21 protein-coding genes are annotated in these 18,781 nt (G+C 64.3%); 20 read left to right on the top strand and 1 reads right to left on the bottom strand.

Features of this window, described 5'->3' with window-relative positions; translation table 11 throughout:
- The first annotated feature begins 6 nt into the window (after positions 1 to 6).
- The 7 genes from V6M57_RS05960 (at position 7) to V6M57_RS05930 (ending at position 8,085) form a co-directional block, all read left to right on the top strand.
- A complete protein-coding gene (locus V6M57_RS05960; protein ID WP_332814073.1) occupies positions 7 to 1,398 on the top strand; it encodes an amidohydrolase family protein in 1,392 nt (463 codons plus the stop codon).
- Positions 1,399 to 1,423: 25 nt separating this feature from the next.
- The gene (locus tag V6M57_RS05955) at positions 1,424 to 2,365 is read left to right on the top strand and encodes an ABC transporter permease (protein ID WP_332814072.1); all 942 of its coding nucleotides are present in this window, start codon (positions 1,424 to 1,426) and stop codon (positions 2,363 to 2,365) included.
- Positions 2,365 to 3,246: an ABC transporter permease gene (locus V6M57_RS05950; RefSeq protein WP_332814071.1), complete on the top strand. Its 882-nt coding sequence runs from the start codon at positions 2,365 to 2,367 to the stop codon at positions 3,244 to 3,246. The genes V6M57_RS05955 and V6M57_RS05950 overlap by 1 nt, the downstream gene beginning before the upstream one ends.
- Positions 3,247 to 3,293: 47 nt before the next feature.
- Positions 3,294 to 4,283: an ABC transporter ATP-binding protein gene (locus tag V6M57_RS05945; RefSeq protein WP_332814168.1), complete on the top strand. Its 990-nt coding sequence runs from the start codon at positions 3,294 to 3,296 to the stop codon at positions 4,281 to 4,283.
- Complete coding sequence (locus V6M57_RS05940; RefSeq protein WP_332814070.1) at positions 4,283 to 5,248, top strand: ABC transporter ATP-binding protein; 966 nt, start codon at positions 4,283 to 4,285, stop codon at positions 5,246 to 5,248. The genes V6M57_RS05945 and V6M57_RS05940 overlap by 1 nt, the downstream gene beginning before the upstream one ends.
- A 138-nt stretch (positions 5,249 to 5,386) precedes the next feature.
- Positions 5,387 to 6,808, top strand: a complete 1,422-nt coding sequence (locus tag V6M57_RS05935; RefSeq protein WP_332814069.1) for an amidohydrolase family protein — start codon at positions 5,387 to 5,389, stop codon at positions 6,806 to 6,808.
- 260 nt (positions 6,809 to 7,068) lie between these two features.
- Entirely contained in the window at positions 7,069 to 8,085 is a 1,017-nt protein-coding gene (locus tag V6M57_RS05930; protein ID WP_332814068.1) for a GlxA family transcriptional regulator, read from the top strand.
- Positions 8,086 to 8,294: 209 nt separating this feature from the next.
- Here V6M57_RS05930 and V6M57_RS05925 read toward each other — a convergent pair whose 3' ends face one another.
- Positions 8,295 to 8,477 (bottom strand): hypothetical protein, encoded by a 183-nt coding sequence (locus tag V6M57_RS05925; RefSeq protein WP_332814067.1) that lies wholly within the window; start codon positions 8,475 to 8,477, stop codon positions 8,295 to 8,297.
- 58 nt (positions 8,478 to 8,535) lie between these two features.
- Here V6M57_RS05925 and V6M57_RS05920 point away from each other — a divergent pair, with 58 nt between their 5' ends.
- From V6M57_RS05920 to V6M57_RS05860, 13 genes are all read left to right on the top strand, one after another.
- The gene (locus tag V6M57_RS05920) at positions 8,536 to 9,543 is read left to right on the top strand and encodes a dihydroxyacetone kinase subunit DhaK (protein ID WP_332814066.1); all 1,008 of its coding nucleotides are present in this window, start codon (positions 8,536 to 8,538) and stop codon (positions 9,541 to 9,543) included.
- Positions 9,544 to 9,552: 9 nt separating this feature from the next.
- A complete protein-coding gene (gene dhaL, locus V6M57_RS05915) occupies positions 9,553 to 10,245 on the top strand; it encodes a dihydroxyacetone kinase subunit DhaL (protein ID WP_332814065.1) in 693 nt (230 codons plus the stop codon).
- Between the two features lie 18 nt (positions 10,246 to 10,263).
- Positions 10,264 to 10,857: an amino acid synthesis family protein gene (locus V6M57_RS05910; RefSeq protein WP_332814064.1), complete on the top strand. Its 594-nt coding sequence runs from the start codon at positions 10,264 to 10,266 to the stop codon at positions 10,855 to 10,857.
- Positions 10,858 to 10,911: 54 nt separating this feature from the next.
- Complete coding sequence (locus tag V6M57_RS05905) at positions 10,912 to 12,198, top strand: aconitase X catalytic domain-containing protein (RefSeq protein ID WP_332814063.1); 1,287 nt, start codon at positions 10,912 to 10,914, stop codon at positions 12,196 to 12,198.
- Positions 12,195 to 12,674: an aconitase X swivel domain-containing protein gene (locus V6M57_RS05900; RefSeq protein ID WP_332814062.1), complete on the top strand. Its 480-nt coding sequence runs from the start codon at positions 12,195 to 12,197 to the stop codon at positions 12,672 to 12,674. The genes V6M57_RS05905 and V6M57_RS05900 overlap by 4 nt, the downstream gene beginning before the upstream one ends.
- Before the next feature lie 5 nt (positions 12,675 to 12,679).
- The gene (locus V6M57_RS05895) at positions 12,680 to 13,807 is read left to right on the top strand and encodes an ABC transporter substrate-binding protein (RefSeq protein ID WP_332814061.1); all 1,128 of its coding nucleotides are present in this window, start codon (positions 12,680 to 12,682) and stop codon (positions 13,805 to 13,807) included.
- Between the two features lie 23 nt (positions 13,808 to 13,830).
- Complete coding sequence (locus tag V6M57_RS05890; protein WP_332814060.1) at positions 13,831 to 14,694, top strand: branched-chain amino acid ABC transporter permease; 864 nt, start codon at positions 13,831 to 13,833, stop codon at positions 14,692 to 14,694.
- The gene (locus V6M57_RS05885; protein ID WP_332814059.1) at positions 14,691 to 15,662 is read left to right on the top strand and encodes a branched-chain amino acid ABC transporter permease; all 972 of its coding nucleotides are present in this window, start codon (positions 14,691 to 14,693) and stop codon (positions 15,660 to 15,662) included. The genes V6M57_RS05890 and V6M57_RS05885 overlap by 4 nt, the downstream gene beginning before the upstream one ends.
- Positions 15,655 to 16,434, top strand: coding sequence for an ABC transporter ATP-binding protein (locus V6M57_RS05880; RefSeq protein ID WP_332814058.1), 780 nt, complete (start codon positions 15,655 to 15,657; stop codon positions 16,432 to 16,434). The genes V6M57_RS05885 and V6M57_RS05880 overlap by 8 nt, the downstream gene beginning before the upstream one ends.
- Positions 16,431 to 17,159 carry an ABC transporter ATP-binding protein gene (locus V6M57_RS05875; RefSeq protein ID WP_332814057.1) on the top strand — a complete coding sequence of 243 codons (729 nt, stop codon included), beginning with the start codon at positions 16,431 to 16,433 and terminating at the stop codon, positions 17,157 to 17,159. The genes V6M57_RS05880 and V6M57_RS05875 overlap by 4 nt, the downstream gene beginning before the upstream one ends.
- Positions 17,160 to 17,230: 71 nt before the next feature.
- Complete coding sequence (locus tag V6M57_RS05870) at positions 17,231 to 17,947, top strand: GntR family transcriptional regulator (protein ID WP_332814056.1); 717 nt, start codon at positions 17,231 to 17,233, stop codon at positions 17,945 to 17,947.
- Positions 17,948 to 18,133: 186 nt separating this feature from the next.
- Entirely contained in the window at positions 18,134 to 18,487 is a 354-nt protein-coding gene (locus V6M57_RS05865; protein ID WP_332814055.1) for a hypothetical protein, read from the top strand.
- 85 nt (positions 18,488 to 18,572) lie between these two features.
- The gene (locus V6M57_RS05860; protein ID WP_332814054.1) at positions 18,573 to 18,779 is read left to right on the top strand and encodes a DUF6494 family protein; all 207 of its coding nucleotides are present in this window, start codon (positions 18,573 to 18,575) and stop codon (positions 18,777 to 18,779) included.
- Positions 18,780 to 18,781: the final 2 nt, after the last annotated feature.

Below are 18,781 nucleotides of genomic sequence, written 5' to 3'. Positions count from 1 at the left end.
ATCGACATGAGCAACACTCTCGCAATACACGGCAGCTGGGTGCTGTCCTGGGACAAGAGCGGGCAACCGGAGCTTCTGAAGGACCACTGGGTCCATGTTCGAGGAAATCGCATCGAGGCCGTGACGAAGGACCGACCGGCGGCTGGGGTCGAGACGATCGAAGTGGAGGAGAGCCTCGTCCTTCCGGGCTTCATCAATCTTCATTCGCACGTGGTCAATGGTGCGATGTTCCGCGGGGTACCCGACGACGCGCGCTTCGAAGCCCCGTGGATGTCTCGCCTGATCTACCAGGTGCTCATGCCGATGGCCAAGATCGCGCTGAAGACGCTGTCGGCCGCGGAAGTCCGCAGCCTCGTGACGCTGGGGATGCTGGATGTTCTGAAGGGTGGCACGACAACGCTCGTCGATAATTTCCCGGCCGACATGGAAGTGTTCTTCGATGTCGCGGAGGAACTGGGCATCCGTGCTTACGGCGCGCCTTCCGGTTCCTCGGCCGGTCCAACGGACATCGGCCCCGACGGGATGCCCCGCTACGAACTCGACCCAAACGACACCTCCGGTGTCGACAAGATGGTGGCTCTCGTGAAGCGCTACGAACGCGAGGGAAGTCGAGTGCGCGCAATGCTGGGGCCACACGCGCCCGATACCTGCGCGCCGAAGTTCCTTCGGGCCGTGCGGGCCGCGGCAGACGATCTCGGTTGCCTGGTGACGATCCATCTCGCTCAGACGCCCGAGGAAGTGAAGCTCATCGCCAGCAAGTACGGCAAGACTCCCGTCGAGTACCTGCACGACGTGGGCCTTCTCGGGTCCGATCTCATCGCGGCCCATTGCATCGAACTCTCGGAAAGCGACCTCCAGCTCTTGAAGACGACCGATACCGTGGTCGCGAACTGTACCGTCAGCTTTGCACGAGAGGGGACAGTTGCACCGTTCTGGCGGTCGGCGAGTGCGGGTGTTCGAACGGGCATCGGAACGGACTCCCATGGAATGAACATGGTCAGTGAACTGCGCACGGCGGGTTGGTTCTCGAAGCTGTTCCACAAGAAAGGCTATGTAGCCAACGCATACGATCTGGTGCGCGCGTCGACCCTGACGGGCGCGTCGGCGCTTCGTCGCCCTGATCTCGGCCGGCTGTCGCCAGGGGCCACGGCCGACATACTGGTGTTCGATCTTGCGAAGCCGCATCTCCAGCCCGTATGGGATCCGGTCAAGAACGTGATCTGGAAGGGATCAAGCGCCGACATCGCCGCTACGGTTGTCGATGGACGGGTGATCGTGCGCGACGGAAAGTGTCCGCACCTGGACGAGCGGAAGATCCTGCGCGACGCGGCGGATGCGGCGGCGAAGGTGTGGGCGTTGGCGGAGAGCCGCGGAATCGTCAGTAGAGAAATCGCTTGAAGAGTTTTCGCGAAACACCGACCTCATGCTCGCCTACATCATTCGCAGACTTGTCGCCACGATCCCCGTCATGGGACTCGTGGCGCTATTTGTCTTCTCGCTGCTGTACTTGAGTCCCGGAGATCCTGCATCGATCATCGCAGGCGATCTCGCGACCGAGGCGGACATCCTCGTCATCCGCCAGAAACTCGGTCTCGACCAGCCCTTCCTCGTTCGGTTCGGCGGATGGTTGTGGGCCGTGCTGCATGGGGACCTCGGCACGTCGATCTTCAGCAATCATCCAGTCCTTGAACTTGTGAAGCAGCGGATCGAGCCGACGATCGCGCTCACGATCAGCACGATGCTCATGACGGTGGTGATTGCCATTCCGATGGGGGTTGTCGCAGCGTGGAAGGCCGGAAGCTGGATCGACGGCTGTGTCATGGCCTTCGGCGTCGGAGGATTCTCCGTCCCGATCTTCGTCATCGGCTACGGCCTGATTCTCGTGTTCTCGATCGGGTTCGGATGGCTTCCGGTGCAGGGTTATCGAAGTTTCCACGATGGAATCGGCCCGTTTCTGCGCCACCTCGTCTTGCCAAGCCTGGCGTTGACCATCACATTCGTCGCGCTTGTTGCCCGAATCACCAGGGCCGCGATGCTGGATGTCCTGGGTCAGGACTACATCCGCACTGCAAAGGCAAAGGGGCTGAATCAAAGGGACGTCCTGGTCGGACACGCACTGAAGAATGCGGCAGTACCGATCGCCACGATCATCGGGATCGGCGTCGCTCTCCTGATTGGCGGCGTCGTCGTGACGGAAACCGTATTCGCGATTCCGGGGATGGGTCGGCTTGTCGTCGACGCCATCCTCCGACGTGACTACCCGGTGATCCAAGGCCTCATCCTGCTCTTCTCGGCCGCGTACGTTCTCGTCAATCTTGCGGTTGACATTTCATACACGTTCTTCGATCCGCGAGTGCGCTACTGATGACAGACATCACCCTTCCAGCCTCGAGCGGGCGTCGTCAGCCGGTTCGCAGGTGGACGACCCAGACGCTGCGCCGCTATCCGGCGGCGTCCTTGGGAGCAAGCCTCCTGGTTGCCATCATTGCAGTTGGCGTGTTGGCGCCGGTCCTCTGGACTGTCGACCCCGAGGCGGTTTCGCCGATTCACCGCCTGCGAGCACCATCGAGCGAGTTCTGGTTCGGCACGGACATGCTGGGCCGCGATGTCTGGAGCCGGACTCTGTATGGGGCGCGAGTCAGCGTGATCGTGGGCTTGATGGTGGCTGTCTTGTCCACCGTGTTCGGCCTGGCCATTGGTCTCCTGACCGGTTTTCTGAAGTGGGCGGACGCCGTGCTCATGAGGGTAATGGACGGATTGATGTCCATTCCATCGATCCTGCTCGCAATTGCGCTCGTCGCGCTCACCAAGCCGAGCATCCAAAACGTCATCATCGCGCTGACCGTCATTGAAACGCCGCGAGTGGCCAGGCTGGTCCGAGGTACGGTTCTCACTTTGCGGGACCAGCCGTTCGTTGAAGCCGCCATCACGGTCGGCACGACGACGCCGCTGATTCTGATGCGCCATATCCTGCCGAACACGATCGCCCCTCTCCTGGTGCAGGCCACCTACGTCTGCGGGGCGGCAATGATCGCCGAGGCGCTACTGTCGTTCATCGGTGCTGGCACACCACCGAGTATCCCGAGCTGGGGAAACATCATTTCTGAAGCAAGAAGCTTCTTCCAGATCGCGTGGTGGATCATTGTTTTCCCCGGAATCTTCCTGTCCCTTACCGTGCTTGCCGTGAACCTGTTTGGCGATGGGATAAGTGCTGCGCTCGATCCGCGGCTGGCGAGGCGCATGTGAGCGAGATCGCAACCGCCCCTGGCCCGCACGCCTCGCGGCTCGAGTCCATGCCGGAAGCCCGGCGGCCGCTTCTCGAGATTGAGAATCTGCGCACCTGGTTCTACACGCGAGACGGAATCGTGCGCGCTGTCGACGGAGTGTCGCTTCACGTCTGCGAGGGAGAGACGCTTGCCGTTGTAGGTGAATCCGGTTGCGGCAAGTCCATCACTGCTCTCTCGGTGCTTCGGCTCCTGCCGACGCCGCCGGCGCGCACGGTATCGGGTCGGATCACCTTCCAGGGCCGCGATCTGCTCGCGCTTTCCGAGCCGGAGATGCGTCGGATCCGCGGTAATGAGATCTCGATGATCTTCCAGGAGCCGATGACGTCGCTCAATCCCGTATTGACGATCGGCCGCCAGATCGGAGAAGCAGTCGCAATCCACCAGAGCCTGTCCAAGCAGGAAACCAGGGCGCGCGCGCTCGAAATGCTGAGGCTCGTCCAGATCCCGGAACCGGAGCGGCGCCTGGACCAATACCCCCATGAGCTTTCCGGCGGCATGCGCCAGCGCGTGATGATCGCCATGGCATTGGCTTGCAACCCGAAACTTCTGGTAGCGGATGAGCCGACGACGGCCCTGGACGTGACGATCCAGGCGCAGATCCTTGACCTGATGCGTGGACTCAAGTCGAAGATCGGGGCCGCCGTCATCCTCATCACCCACGACCTGGGTGTCGTCGCTGAGATGGCCGAGCGTGTTGTCGTGCTTTACGCGGGCCGGAAGGTCGAGGAAGCCACGGTGGCAGCTCTTTTCGAATCTCCGCGCCATCCCTATACCGTCGGACTTCTCGCTTCGGTGCCTCGGCTCGGGGCTTCGCTGCGTGGGGAGATCCCGCGTCTTGCCGATATTCCAGGGACGGTGCCATCGCTCGCCGAGGAGATCGTCGGTTGCCCGTTCGTCCCGCGGTGTGGGCGAGCCACTTCGCTCTGCAAGACTCAGATGCCGCCGCTCGAGCACAAGGCTCCAACCCATTCTGTCGCCTGCTGGCACCCCTACTGATGAAACCGCTCCTCGAGGTCGCGGACCTGAAGACACATTACCCGGTGCGCAAGGGCTTCCTGGGTGGCATCGGCGCCCATGTCTACGCTGTCGACGGTGTGAGTTTCTCGATCGGCCAAGGCGAGACGCTTGGACTGGTGGGAGAGTCGGGCTGCGGCAAATCGACCGTCGGAAGGACCATTCTCGGGCTGGTGGATCCCACCGCCGGTACCGTGTCTTTGCAGGGGCGGCGGATCGATCAACTCTCGCGGCGAGAGATGCGATCTGTTCGGCGCGAGCTCCAAGTCGTTTTCCAGGATCCCTTCTCTTCGCTCAATCCGCGAATGAACGTCGGTGCAATCGTCGCCGAGCCGATGCGCAACTACGGCAATGCGAGCAAAGCCGCTTTGCAGGACCGTGTTGTCGAGATCCTCGGAAAAGTGGGTTTGCGGCCGGAGGCGATGTCTCGATATCCGCACGAGTTCTCGGGAGGGCAGCGGCAGCGCATAGGCATCGCCCGCGCACTCGCGCTGAATCCGAGCCTGATCGTCCTCGATGAGCCAGTGTCCGCCCTCGACGTCTCTGTCCAGGCCCAGGTCATCAATCTTCTCTCGGACCTGCAGCGCGAGCTGAATCTCGGGTACCTCTTCATCGCACACGACCTCGCGGTGGTTGAACATATAAGCCACCGAGTCGCCGTCATGTACCTGGGCAAGATCGTCGAACTTGCCGACAAGCGAGACCTCTTTCGTCATCCGCAGCACCCCTACACCGAGGCTCTGCTATCCGCCGTTCCACTCCCGAATCCGAAGGCGGAGCGGCGCCGGATCGTACTGAAGGGGGATGTCCCCAGCCCGATGGAGCCGCCGGCAGGCTGCCGATTCCATACGCGCTGCCCCTATTCCTTTGGCCGCTGCGGCGTCGAGGAGCCTGCGATGCGCGAAGTCACGCCCGGCCATTTCGCGGCCTGCCATCTGCGGGAGTGAGGCGGGCCGGGCCGCCGGCTTGTCCACACCCGCGATTCAACCGTCAGCCGTACCGCGTGCGCGTGGAGCAACGCAGCGAACGGCTCCAGATTTTCACTGCCGACCGGACCAGGAGAAATTTCAATGCAAAGTGAACAGATGTCGATCGCCGACTGCGTTATCGAGGCCGGTTGGGCTCTCGTGCAGGAAGGCGAGGAGCCGCAACTGGAGCGGGATGTGTCGATCGTTGTTCGAGGAAACGAGATCGCCGATATCAAGCGCGGCCGAGTTCGAGGCTGGGAAGTCCGTGTCGACGCGAGCGACTGCCTTGTCTTGCCCGGATTCATCTCAGGGCACACGCATACGACGGTCAGCACCCCGTCCCGCGGTCTCATCGAAGGCGGGCGCTTCATGGATCGCCCGGTCGCAGCGGCGTATGCGCTTGACGATGAGCAACTCGACGCCTTGACCGCCTACAACATCGCAGAAATCCTGAAATCGGGCTGCACCACCTTCGTGGAGATGAGCGCCTCGGTTCGTGTCGCCGAATCGTTCGTGCGCGTCGCCCGCGCATGGGGGGTGCGCGCCTATGTGAGCGTGATCGCGCCGAACGGCAATCGTCTTCATGACATCTGGTATCGAGACAATGACGAAGTCCTCTTCAACTCGGTGCCGGAAACCCTGCGGGAGATCGAAGCGGCGCGGCAGTTCGGTTTGTCGCTCAATAGCTCCGACGGTGACTTGCTGCGCGCACAGATGGCCATTCATGCAGCCGATACGCACACCCCCGAAACATTGAAGGCGGTGCAGCATGCGGCCGAGGAACTCGGCAACGGCGTCCACATTCATCTCGCGCAGCGCATCCGCGAGGTGGAGGCCTGCGAGCGTCTCTGGGGGAAAAGGCCGGTCGCCTGGCTGGAGAGTCTGGGCTTCTTTTCGCAGCCCGTCATCGCAGCACACCTCTACAAGATGGACCTGGTGCAGGATCCTCCGATCCTGAAGCGGCACGGCGTCAACTATGTTCACTGCGCCTGCATGGCAAGCATGCTGCACCAGGCGTCTCAGCCATATCCGGAGGCGTTGGCGAGCGGATTGAACATATCGCTCGGGATCGACCAGATCTCGAACGACTACGTAGAGAACATCAAGCTGGCGACGCTGAACGGTCAGTTGCGCACGACCTTGCTAGAGCCGACGTCAAGTGCAAGGATGCGGCGCCCGCAAGTCATGGATTCGGTCCGCGCAGCGACCATTGGAGGCGCCAAGATGCTGCGTCGCGATGACCTCGGCCGCCTAGCGGTCGGCGCCAAGGCCGACCTTTGTGCGGTGGACGTGACAAGACCCTTGGGAGGTGTGGGTGCTCTTCCCCCCGAGCCGCTTCACCACCTTCTTTATTCGAGCGGAAGAAACGTCCGGCATGTGATGACCAACGGGCGCTTTCAAGTTCTACGAGGAAAGTTGGTAGTGGCTGACGAGGATCGGGTTGTCGCCGAAGGCGGAAAGGTGAGCCAGAGAATCTGGCAGTTCCTCGAAAACGAGAATTGGTTCGAAGCCGAACCGCCCAAGAATTCACGGGCTTGACAGCCGGTTTCTCGTTCGTCCCATGCGTGAGCTGGAGGCGCCGTCGAAGAAAGAACGTAGCGCCAAGGCGCGTCCACTGCCGGCACTGCTCGCATCCCCTTGTTCGCCTGACCGGAGCGAATGTGGGAAAGTCCCTATTGGAGCCTCCGGACGCGCCGTCCGAACATCGCAATACATAGCCCGTCTAAAGCAGTGATGGTGTGTGCAACGAAAAGCGATCCAATGTGATGCGAAGCCCTCGAAAAATGCCACCGGCAACTGTGGACAAGATCGAGGAAAAAGTGCGTGTCGGTTTCTTGCTGACTCCGCGCTTCACACTGACCGCCTTTGCCGCGTTCGTCGACGTATTGCGTCTGGCTGCAGATGAGGGGGATCGAAGCCGCCCTCGGGAGTGTCGCTGGGAGATTCTTGGCACTGCCGGCACCCCCATCATGTCCAGTTGCGGCGCGAGTGTGATGCCGACTGCATCGCTGGAGCCGCCGCACGTTTACGACTATCTGGTTGTAGTGGGCGGTCTACTGCACGGGGGACAGCAAGTACCCGAAAAATTCTATGCCTTCCTGCGAAGTGCGGCCGGCGCCGGGGTCAAGCTGGTCGGGCTTTGCACAGGATCGTTCGTGCTTGCCCGTGCAGGATTGCTTGACGGTTATCTCGCATGCGTGAGCTGGTTCCATCGAGAGGAATTTGCCGCCGAGTTCCCCGAGTGTCGGGTCGTATCGAACCAGATGTTCGTCGTCGATCGTGACCGCCTGACGTGCGCCGGCGGAACGAGCGTCGTCCACTTGGCCGCGTACCTGATCGAAAAGACGATTGGACGGGGCAGCGCGGTGAAAGCGCTCCGTATCATGATCGAGGAGCAGCCCCTGCCGTCGCGGACGCTGCAGCCCGAGGAAGTGCTGTCAGAGCGATCAACCGACAGTCTGGTCCACAAAGCTATGCTGCTCTTGGAGCAGCAGTTGCATCTGTCGCTGCCAATCGCGCAACTGTGCGAGCCGCTGCGCATCGGCCGGCGACAACTCGAACGACGCTTCCAGCGCGACGTTGGCCTGAGCCCGGCCGCCTACCGCCAGAAACTACGCCTCGAACGCGCGCGCTGGCTGCTGCACAACACTGACCTGGAAGTGACCTCCGTGGCGCTGGAATGCGGCTTCCATGATGCAGCCCACTTCGCGCGTACGGTGCGACGATCGTTCGGTGCGAGCCCTCGCGAGGTCCGCGCCATCGGCATGGCCGAGGGAGGACCGCTGCGAGACTCCTCTGTCCAGTCCGGTTCCTGAGAGTCCCAGCCGCGAGCATTTGCTCTAGTCGGGGCATATCGGCAGGCAGGCAGAAGCGAAAAAAAATGTTCGCGGGGGATCAGTAGCCTGCCCCAGTCGGCAATCGGCGGCCAGTCACTGCCCCACGACGCGACCTTCATGCCGGGTAGAGCCGCACATCCTCCAGCAGCACTACCCAGCCGCCAACCAACAAACCACGGCCCACGCATTCAGCGATCCTCCGCTGGTGCAAGAAAACGACGAGTTGTCCCGCTGTCCAAGGGACGAGACAGGGCGGAATAGACCTGCGCGAATTGTTTCGTTGGCGCTGCATGACGCCCGAACAGATCCTGGCTGACCTGCACGGCGCTGGTTTCAAGTTGAACCAGTACAAAAGTATTCAGTACTTCCACGGATTCTGATCTTGGATTTTTGATCAAAGATCGTTCCATCGCGAGCGAAAGGCAAGCCGTGGCGACCAAGAAAATTCTCAACGACCCCTTTGATGCGGTTGACGAGATGCTGGACGGCATTCTCAAGGCGCATCCGGGGCATCTGCGCCGGGCCGGTGAAACCGGCCGCGCGCTGGTGCGAGCCGGGGCTCCGGTGCCGCAGAAGGTGGGCATCGTCACCGGCGGCGGCGCCGGGCACCTGCCGCTCTTCCTTGGCTATGTCGGCCAGGGCCTTGCCGACGGGGCCGCCGTCGGCAACGTCTTCTCCTCGCCCGGCCCGGCCCCGATGTACGACTGCATCAAGGCGGTGGACGCCGGCCGGGGCGTGCTGCAGATCTTCGGCAACTACCAGGGCGACGTCATGAACTTCCAGGCCGCTGCCGAAATGGCCCGCGCCGACGGGATACAGGTCGCCGCCGTCATCGGCAATGACGATGTGGCATCCGCCCCGAGGGAGCAAGCCCACAACCGGCGGGGGGTTGCCGGGCTCTACTACGCCCTTCGCCTGGCCGGCGCGAAAGCGGCCGAAGGCGCCAGCTTCGAAGAGGTGAAGCGCACCGCCGAGGCCGTGATCGCCAACACCCGGACGATGGGGGTGGCGCTGTCACCCTGCACCGTGCCGGCGGCCGGCCGGCCCACGTTCGAGATCGCGGACGACGAGATGGAGATCGGCATGGGCATCCACGGCGAGCCGGGCCTCGAGCGGACCAAGCTCCAGAGCGCCGACCAGCTCGCCGAGGCGCTGCTGGCCGAGATCGGCGCCGACCTGCCGTTGCGCGAGGGCGACCAGGTTTCGGTCCTCGTCAACGGGCTCGGCGCAACGCCCCCGACCGAGCTCTACGTGCTTTTCCGGCGGGTCCATGACCTGCTGACGGCGCAAGGGGTCGCGGTGCACAAGGCCTTCGTCGGCGAATACGCAACCTCCCTCGAGATGGCCGGCTGTTCGGTGAGCGTGCTTCGACTCACCCCCGAATTCAAACGGCTCCTGGGCGCCCCCATCCACTCGCCCTTCCTTCTGCACAACTGACCGGCCGCCATGACAGCAAGCATCGGGACCGAGCAGATGATGCGCCTCCTCGAGAAGGTGGCGCGCGACGTCGAGTCGGCGCAGGAGCACCTGACCGAACTGGATGCGGCGATGGGCGATGGAGACCATGGTGTCAGCATGACCATCGGCTTCAGGGCTGTCCGCAAGGCGCTGGCGACGACCTCCGAGTCGTCGGTCCCGGGTTTGCTGCTGCAGGCCGCCCATACCTTCCAGGCCGCTGCGGGGGCAACCGTCGGCGCCCTGCTGGGGGCTGGCGTGAGGGGCGCCGCGAACACGCTGACGGGGAAGGCGCAGTTCGGGCCGCAGGAGCTGAGCGGATCGTTCCGGGCCGCCCTGGACACGGTCATGAAACTCGGTGGAGCCGAACCCGGCGACAAGACGCTGGTGGACTGCCTGCACCCGGCCACCGTCGCCGCCGAGACCGCCGTGCGCGATGGCAAGGACGCCTTCGGCGCCTTGCGAAGCGCCCTCGAAGCGGCCGAGCAGGGCATGGAGTCCACGCGCCAGCTCGTTGCCCGCAAGGGGCGCGCCAGCCGACTCGGCGAGCGCACGCGCGGACACGTGGACCCGGGTGCCGCGTCCTGCTTCCTCATCCTGCGGTCGGCAGTGGAATTCCTTGAACAGGAGCGCAGCAGGTCCGCTGCGCCCCCAACCGAGCGGGCAGCCCCGCACCAGCCCTAGCAACAAGAGGTCTATACAGTGAGCACTATCAATGTCAGGAAATGGGTTCTGATCGTCGAAGACACGAATCGCGAGGCCGGGCGGGACGTTGACCCCCCCTTGCGGAAGGTCGCCGCCATTGCCGTCGTCGAGAACCCTTTCGCGGGCCGCTACGTCGAAGACCTCTCCCCGCTGGTCGATTTCGGCGAGGTGCTGGGAGACAAGCTCACGCGCCGCGCGGTCGAGGCGCTGCAGGTGGCTCCGGGCGAAGTCAAGGGTTACGGAAAGGCTTCCATCGTGGGCATCGCCGGAGAGATCGAGCACTGCGCTGCGCTCATCCACCCGAAGATGGGCAAGCCCCTTCGCGCAGCGGTGGATGGCGGCACCGCCATCATTCCCTCGACCAAGAAGCGCGGCGGCCCTGGAACGCGCATCGATGTCCCGTTCTTCTTCAAGGACGACGAGTGGTGGATGCCCTACCTGGACGCGATGGAAGTGAGCGTTCCGGATGCGCCCGGACCCGATGAGGTGGTCGTGGTGGTCGCGCTCAGCAGTGGCGGCAGGCCGCTGGCGCGCGTGGGCGGCCAGCGCGAGACGAAGGAAGAGCGCCAGAGGCGCGCGGGTGGGCGCTGAGCGCCACCGACCTTACGCCGAGGCGGCAAACGTGGGCGCCGGCAGGAGACACTCATGCTGAAATTGAAGCCAGACGAGCGGGAAATGCTCGAGGGGCGCCAAGGGCGAGCCCGGCAGGTGGCGATGTCCTTGCTGGCCAGGTACGCAGAAGGCCTGGGGGCCGAGTCATTCGTCGATACGAACAACGTGACCCTGATCGCGGGAACGTTGCCCGACATCGACATCCTGCGTTCGGTCGTCCCCAGCCTCGACCCCGATGCGATCGCTTCCAAGGTTTTCCTGGACAGCGATGAAACGATCGTCGTCGACAAGGTGCGGGCGTTCACGACCGCCAACGCCACCCACCGCGACCAGCGGTATCCCACCCTGCAACGAGGCGGGCAGGAAGCGTGCGACCTCATGCAGGGCATCGAGCGCTATCTCAAGCGGATCGGCGTCGTCAACCTGCTCACCTGCACGCCCTACCAGTCCGGCAACTCCCCCAGGAAGGGAGAGCACTGCGCCTGGAACGAGTCTTCGGCCCAGGCGTACTGCAACTCCGTCCTGGGCGGACGGACCAACATCGAGGGGCAGCACAGCGCGTTCGCGTCGGCGCTCACCGGCAAGACGCCGCTGTGGGGCTTGCACCTCGAGGAAAACCGGCGTGCCGACATCCGGGTCGAAGTGCAGTGCCAGCCCCGGTCGACCCAGGACTGGTACTTGATGGGATATCACTTCGGCGCAACCCTGGGCCAACGCATACCCGTCTACACCAACCTCGATGATCCGCGGGACCTCTACAGCCTGATCGCCTTCAGTGCGGCCGGCATGACCACCGGCAGCGTGGCGATGTACCACATCGTCGGCGTGACGCCCGAAGCTCCCACGCTGGAGGCCGCTGCCGGCGGCCGGCCGCCGAAGGACGTGGTGACCTACGGCGAAGCCGAGCGCGCCCAGGCGTACCAGCGGCTCAACAGTTCGGATACGCGGGCGGTCGACGTGATCATCCTGGGATGCCCCCACTACGGGCTGGAGCGCATGAAGGAGCTGGCCGAGAAGCTCGATGGCCGGAAGCTCCATGACAACGTGGCGCTGTACGTCACCACCATGCGGTCGGTCAAGGCCATCATGGACCGGGAAGGCTACTCCGACGCCATCACGCAGGCCGGGGCCGTGATCATGGAAGACTCGTGCGGGCTGGTCCTGAACATGGTCGATCCCTCGACGGTCGTCGCGACCGATTCAGCCAAGATGGCCCACTACGTACCCGGAACCACGGGCGTGCGGCAGGTCTGGTTCGGCACCACCGACGAGTGCATCGATGCGGCCGTGTCCGGGACCTGGCGCGGAGACTTGCGATGAGCGAAATCATCTGCGGCCGCCGCATCTACCCGGGCGTCGTCGAAGGCGAGGCGCTGCTCATGGAGGACTGCCTCGGCGGTTACGGCGCCTTCAACGTCAGGACGGGAGAAATCATCGAGGCCAGCCCGAACAAGGGCCAATCGGTCGCCGGGAAGGTCGTTTTCTTCCGCCGGGCAAAGGGATCGTCATCCTGGTCCATCTGGCACCAGGCCCTCAAGTTCACCGGCAGCGCGCCGGCCGCGTACGTCGTCCAGGAGTCGAACACCCAGGTCGCGCTCGGCGCCGTCGTCCTGCGCATCCCGGCCGTCGAACTCGGCCGCGCAACGGCAGCCAAGGTTGCGACGGGCGATTGGGTTCGCGTGAACGGGGATGAGGGAACGGTAGAGATCATCGGTGCGGGAAACCGCGTCACACAGGCCGCTCCCGGAGCGGCACAACCCAGCCGTGACCCCGCGTCACATCCAACTGAAAGGTGAATTCGATGCGAAACAAGCTTGCAGCGATTGCGATCCTCGGCGCCGCGGTCGCGGCGACTTCGGCGCAGGCCGAAGACATCCGGATCGGCGTCATCGCGGGGTTCTCCGGCCCGGGCACCTCCTACGGCATCGGTATCCGCCAGGGTGCCGAGATGGCGGTCAAGGAGATCAATGCCGAGGGCGGCATCGATGGCCGGAAACTCGAACTGGTGGTCGTCGATGACGGCAGCAATCCGGGTCAGTCGGTGACGGCCATGCAGCGCCTGATCAATGACAAGGTCGACCTCATCGTCGGCGGCTGGGGGAGCTCGCAGGTCCTGGCGGCCATGGAGCCGGCCGAGCGCGCGGGCATGCCGTACGTCGTGGTGGGCGCCTCCAATCCGCGCATCACGACCGAGAAGAACAAGTGGACCTTCCGCGTGCTGCAGTCGGACACCCTGCAAGCCGAGGAGGTCGCCGACATCGCCCTCAAGCGCTTGGGGCTGAAGCGGATCGCCGTGATCCATGACGCGAACGACTATGGCGTCTCCAACCGCGAGAGCTTCGTCGCGCGGATGAAGAAGCTGGGCGTCGATCCGGTGGAGGTGCAGGTCTACCAGACCACCGACAAGGACTTCACGGCCCAGCTGACCCGGATCCGCGCCTCCAATCCGGATGGCCTGGCGATCTTCGGGACCATCCCGGCGGCGCCGGCCATCATGAACCAGGCCCGCGAGATCGGTATCAAGGCCCAGTTCCTCGGTACCACGGGGATCGCCAACGAGAACCTGATCACCCTGGCGCCGAAGGCTTCGGAGGGGACGATCTTCGCCACCATGTTCCACGAGGACGTGGACCCCGAGGCACGCAAGTGGTCCGACCGGTACGTGAAGGCGTTCTCGGGCGGCTCGCAGCCCCCGCGGCCGGTGCTGGCGGCCTGGGAATACCGTGCGATCAAGTTCATCGTGGCGCCCTGCCTGAAGAAGGCCGGCACGGACAAGGACAAGTTCCGCAGCTGCCTGACCACCTGGAAGGGGCGGATCTTCGGCTTGCCGAACGAAGCCTACTTCGACAAGACCAACCACCTGGTCCAGCAGTCGGTGATCGTCCAGGTCGGGGGTGGCGAGTTCCGCGCGTACAAGGGCGACAAGTAATGGAAACGACCGGAAGCGTCGGGATGCTGCTGCAGATCCTCATCGGCGGGGTCGCGACGGGCAGCATCTATGCGGTGGTGGGGCTCGGCTTCACCCTGTTGTACCGCGCAATGAAGATGGTGAACTTCGCTCAGGGCCATGTCTTCATGGCCGGCACGTTCCTCGGATTGATCATTGCCAACCGCTTCGCGCTTCCGGCCATCCCGCTCCTGCTGATCGTGATGGTGCTTGCGTTCCTGATCGGTGTCGTCCTGGAGCGCATCGTGTTCCGCCGCCTGTACCATGACCACGACGTGTTCATCGTCGGTGCGATCGGGCTCGGGATCGTGCTGATGAACACGGTCCGCGTCTTCTTCCCGGAACCCGTCCCGTTTCCCAAGGTGTTCGGCGAGCGCCTCGTGGAGTTCGGTGGCGCGCGCTTCCAGGAGGCCTACTTGTGGGTGATCGGCTGCACGGTCGTCCTGGTCGCGCTTCTCCATTCGTTCTTCACGTATACCCGGCACGGTCGCGCGATGCGGGCCGTCGCTTCCGATGCGGAAATCGCCGGCACCGTGGGGGTGAACGTGCCGCGCGCGATCGCACACATCTTCGGGCTGACCTTCGCCGTCGCCGCGGGTGCCGGGGTGTTGATCGGCCCGCTGTACTTCGTGTCCTTCGACATGGGGGACATGGTGGGCCTCAAGGCGTTTGCCGCAGCCGTGCTCGGCGGCATCAACAGCGTCCCGGGAACGATCCTCGGCGGCATCGCGATCGGGCTGCTGGAGAACCTGGCGGGCACCTACATCTCGTCCGCGTACAAGGACCTGGTGGCGTTCGTGATCCTGCTCGCGATGTTGATCTTCCGCCCCAACGGCCTGCTCGGCACCTCGACCCCGGTGAAGGTATGACGCACCAACCGATCATTCGATTCGGCCGTTTGTGCGCGGTGCTGGCCCTCTTGCTGGTGCTGCCCTTCGTCGCCCCGAACTACGTCGTCCACGTGGCCAACTTCGTGCTGATCATGACGCTGCCGGTCATCGGCCTCGGATTCATCACCGGCTTCACGGGGAGGGTCTCGCTCTCGCAAGGGGCCATCTTCGGGGTCGGGGCTTACGTCACGGCCTTGCTGACCACGAAGCTCGGGTGGTCGCCGCTGGCGACGTTCGTCCCGGCGGTGCTGGGCGCCATCACCGTGGGGACTGCGCTCGGAGGCCCCGCCATGCGACTCGCCGGCTTGTACTTCGTCATGGCCACCATCGGCATCCAGCAGATCGTCTGGATCGTCCTGCTCAATGCAGTGGAATTCACCGGCGGCCCGCAGGGGGTGCGCTCGATCCCGGCAGTTGGCGTTAACGGATTCGAAATCGATTCCACCTTCTCCTTCTATTTCCTGGCGCTGGCCATGGCCACCGCTTCGTACATCCTGGCCAAGCGCATCATCGCCAGCCGGATGGGGCTGCGGCTGCGCGCGATCAGCGACGATGAGCTTGCTTCCTCCGCGGTCGCCATCAACGTGACCTGGAACAAGGTCCTGGCGCTGGTACTGTGCTCGGGCTGGGCTGGCGCGGGCGGCTTCCTGTACGCGCACTACGTCCGCTACATCCACCCCGACATGTTCACGCTGGAACCCTCCATCCTGCTGCTCACCATGAGCATGTTCGGAGGCTACCGTTCGCTGGAGGGCATGCTGGTGGCCACCGCCATCCTGGAGTCGGCTACCGAGTACCTGCGACCATTCGGCGAGTTCCGGATGATCGCCTATGGAATGCTGCTGCTGCTGGGGATGATGTTCTTTCCCAGGGGGATCCTGTCCCTTTTCCCGCGCCGCGCTCCGAAGCCAGCGCAAGTGGTCAAGGAAAGGACCAGCGATGCTTGACGTGAAAGCGGTTTCGCTGAGCTTTCGGGGCGTGCGCGCGCTGGCCGCGGTGGACCTGCAGGTTGCCAAGGGCGAGCTGCTCGGCGTCATCGGGCCCAACGGCTCGGGCAAGAGCACGCTGTTCAACGTGATCTCCGGCATCTATCGGCCCGACTCGGGCAGCCTCGTCTTCGACGGGAAGTCGCTGATCGGCGTCGCGCCGGCCCAGATCGTGCGCGACGGCCTGGTGCGTACGTTCCAGAACAAGCGCCTGTTCGTGAACCTCACCGTCCACGAGAACGTGATGGTGGCGGCACTGAAAGCCGAGCCGGGCTCGGCGCTGGGCGACGTGCTGGGGCTGCGGCGCTCGCGCGAAGCGCTGGAATCGGCAGAAAGCCGGGCGCGTGAATGCCTGCGGATCGTCGGCCTGACGGCCCTCGCCGATGTGCTGACCAAGGACCTGCCCTACGGTGCGCAGAACCGGCTGGAGATTGCACGCGCACTGGTGCTCGATCCATCGCTGCTGCTGCTTGACGAGCCGGCGGCAGGCTTGAATCCCTCCGAGCGTACCGAGGTGGTTCAACTGATTCGCAAGATCCACGAGCGCGGCATCACCATCGCACTCGTGGAGCATGACATGCGGATCGTGACCGGGTTGTGCTCGCGCATCGCGGTGCTGGATCACGGCGAGAAGATCGCCGATGGGCCGGCGAAGGAGGTGATCGACGATCCGAAGGTCCTGGAGGCGTACTTCGGTGCGGAACTCAGTGCAGCAGAGGAGGCGAACCCATGAGCGCCGTCGATTCCGCGCTGCTCCAGGTCCGCGGCCTGAAAGTCCACTACCGGAATGTCCAGGCCGTGCATGGAGTCGATCTGGACGTGCGCGAAGGGGAAGTTGTCGCCGTATTGGGTGCCAACGGGGCCGGCAAGAGCTCGATCATCAAGTCGCTGATGGGGCTGGTCCCGTGCACCGGCGAGGTCCAGTTCGCGGGCGCGCCGCTTGCCGGAACCAGCGCGAAGCGCGTCGAGGCGGGCCTCGCGTACGTGCCGGAAGGCCGCCGCGTGTTCGGCGACCTGAGCGTGGAGGACAACCTGCGCATGGGCGGCTACATCGTCCGGGACGCCAACGAAGTGAAAAGGCGGCTCGACGGTGTCTATGAGCTGTTCACCCGGCTTGGCGAACGCCGCCTGCAGCTCGCGGCCACCCTGTCGGGCGGCGAGCAGCAGATGCTCGCGCTCGGTCGTGCGTTGATGCGGCAGCCCAGGCTGCTGCTGCTCGATGAGCCCTCGCTGGGTCTTGCCCCGATCATGGTCCAGATGGTCTACCGGCTGATCGAGCGGATTGCGGCCGGCGGCATGACGATCCTGCTGTCGGAGCAAAGCGCGCACATCGCACTGAAGCTGGCCTCGCGGGCCTATGTGCTGGAGACTGGCGGCGTCGCCTTCTCGGGCGCGGCCGCAGAGCTGCAGAGCAATCCGGCGCTGCGCGAGGCCTACCTGGGCAGCGTTCCATCCTGATCGAGAATTCGAGCTTTTTGCCTGATATGCGTACCTCGGCCTCGCGTGTGTTGACGTTGACTCCGGTCAGGATGTCCAAGAGCAGACTGCAGGACGACGTCTATGAGCGCCTGCGCGACCTGATCCTGACCGGCGAGATCGCACCAGGGCAGCTCATCACGGTGCAGGCCCTGTCGGAAGCATTCGGGGTGAGCGCAATGCCGATCCGCGAAGCCTTGCAGCGCCTGGTGGCGGCGCAGGCGCTGACCACCATTTCGGGGCGCTCGATCGGGATTCCGCCACTGACCCGGGAGCGGCTGCTCGATCTCACCCGTGTCCGCAGTGTCGTCGAGGGCTCTGCAGCGGAGTGGGCGGTCGACCACGTCACGCCGGCGGTCCTGGACAGGCTGGAGAAGCTGGCGGCGGAGATGACGGCTGCCGTGGCGGACCAGCACGTGAAACGATTCCTGCGCCACAACAGGGAATTCCACTTCACGATCTACAAGCTCGCGAACTCCGAGTCAGCCTATACGATCATCGAAGGGCTCTGGCTCCAGGTCGCCCCCTATTTCCACCACCTGTACAAGCTGGACCGGTACGCAAAGGCCAGCACCGATCACGACCAGGTCCTCAAGGCCCTGCGGTCCGGGGATCCGCAAGGCGCGGGCGACGGCATCCGCGCCGATATCCAAAGTGGAAGCGTGCTCCTGCTGGGCCTGTTGGCGCGACCGGCAGCAAGCCGCGGCAAGGCCGGCGACGGCGACCATGCCACGGGCGCTTCAGGGGCACCGATTACTGCGCTTGAGTAATCAGCGGCTCGGCAGACGCGCAAGCCGGGTGTGCATACGGCGATCACGTCCCGTGCCAGGTTCGCGCCGCCGAGTTGGCCGCGGCGCTACGGTCGGGTTGGCGGCCGGGAGCATCCGACTATTCCGCCAGGCGCCCCGGCGCACTCCAATGGCGATCCCTGATGCACTCACCGGAAAGGAATCGCCATGGGTCCCAACGTGCTGGTGTTTGGCTGGAATCGCTCGCTGCCGGGCCGCGAAATGCTCAGCGGGCAGCATTTCCAGGAGTTCTCCGAGTTCCTCGCCGCGCTGCAGAAGGACAAGCGGATCGAGTCCTTCGACGCAGTCCTGCTCGAGCCGCATGGCGGCACGTTCAACGGCTGTTTCCTGATCCGCGGCGAGCCGGCCCGCCTGGGCGAGCTCACCGCTTCGCCCGAATGGGCGCGGCACATCACGCGCGCGATGCTCCACCTGGACGGCGCCTGCGTCCTGCGCGGCATGGCCGGGCAGGCGCTGCAGGAGCGCCTGCAGCTGTGGATGGAGTCGATCCCGAAGCCGTAGCGGGCCGTACCGGCCGCTTCGTGGAATTGCGGCGATGCTCGCCGGCCCGCTAGGATGCAGGCTGCTACTACGGCAGGAGGCCAGCATGGACGACGAAGCCCTCAACATGAGCATCCGCAAGTTCCTCAAGATGGTCGGCGTGAGCTCCCAGCGCGAGATCGAGCAGGCGGTGGCCCGCGCGATCGAGCAGGGGAAGGTGGCCGGCAGCGAGGCCCTGCCGGCCACCATGACGCTGGAGGTGCCCGCGCTGGACCTGCGCGTCAGCTTCGACGGTGAACTGAAGCTGCAATAGCG

The sequence above is a fragment of the Ramlibacter sp. genome, assembly GCF_036676645.1.
GTDB lineage: Bacteria > Pseudomonadota > Gammaproteobacteria > Burkholderiales > Burkholderiaceae_C > Ramlibacter.
This window is presented reverse-complemented; position numbering and strand designations above follow the sequence as displayed.

Coding starts and splice junctions, on each gene's coding strand:
- V6M57_RS05960 (WP_332814073.1), top strand. CDS start 7: ATGAGCAACACTCTCGCAATACACGGCAGCTGGGTGCTGTCCTGGGAC.
- V6M57_RS05955 (WP_332814072.1), top strand. CDS start 1,424: ATGCTCGCCTACATCATTCGCAGACTTGTCGCCACGATCCCCGTCATG.
- V6M57_RS05950 (WP_332814071.1), top strand. CDS start 2,365: ATGACAGACATCACCCTTCCAGCCTCGAGCGGGCGTCGTCAGCCGGTT.
- V6M57_RS05945 (WP_332814168.1), top strand. CDS start 3,294: ATGCCGGAAGCCCGGCGGCCGCTTCTCGAGATTGAGAATCTGCGCACC.
- V6M57_RS05940 (WP_332814070.1), top strand. CDS start 4,283: ATGAAACCGCTCCTCGAGGTCGCGGACCTGAAGACACATTACCCGGTG.
- V6M57_RS05935 (WP_332814069.1), top strand. CDS start 5,387: ATGTCGATCGCCGACTGCGTTATCGAGGCCGGTTGGGCTCTCGTGCAG.
- dhaL (WP_332814065.1), top strand. CDS start 9,553: ATGACAGCAAGCATCGGGACCGAGCAGATGATGCGCCTCCTCGAGAAG.
- V6M57_RS05905 (WP_332814063.1), top strand. CDS start 10,912: ATGCTGAAATTGAAGCCAGACGAGCGGGAAATGCTCGAGGGGCGCCAA.
- V6M57_RS05900 (WP_332814062.1), top strand. CDS start 12,195: ATGAGCGAAATCATCTGCGGCCGCCGCATCTACCCGGGCGTCGTCGAA.
- V6M57_RS05895 (WP_332814061.1), top strand. CDS start 12,680: ATGCGAAACAAGCTTGCAGCGATTGCGATCCTCGGCGCCGCGGTCGCG.
- V6M57_RS05890 (WP_332814060.1), top strand. CDS start 13,831: ATGCTGCTGCAGATCCTCATCGGCGGGGTCGCGACGGGCAGCATCTAT.
- V6M57_RS05885 (WP_332814059.1), top strand. CDS start 14,691: ATGACGCACCAACCGATCATTCGATTCGGCCGTTTGTGCGCGGTGCTG.
- V6M57_RS05880 (WP_332814058.1), top strand. CDS start 15,655: ATGCTTGACGTGAAAGCGGTTTCGCTGAGCTTTCGGGGCGTGCGCGCG.
- V6M57_RS05875 (WP_332814057.1), top strand. CDS start 16,431: ATGAGCGCCGTCGATTCCGCGCTGCTCCAGGTCCGCGGCCTGAAAGTC.
- V6M57_RS05870 (WP_332814056.1), top strand. CDS start 17,231: ATGTCCAAGAGCAGACTGCAGGACGACGTCTATGAGCGCCTGCGCGAC.
- V6M57_RS05865 (WP_332814055.1), top strand. CDS start 18,134: ATGGGTCCCAACGTGCTGGTGTTTGGCTGGAATCGCTCGCTGCCGGGC.
- V6M57_RS05860 (WP_332814054.1), top strand. CDS start 18,573: ATGGACGACGAAGCCCTCAACATGAGCATCCGCAAGTTCCTCAAGATG.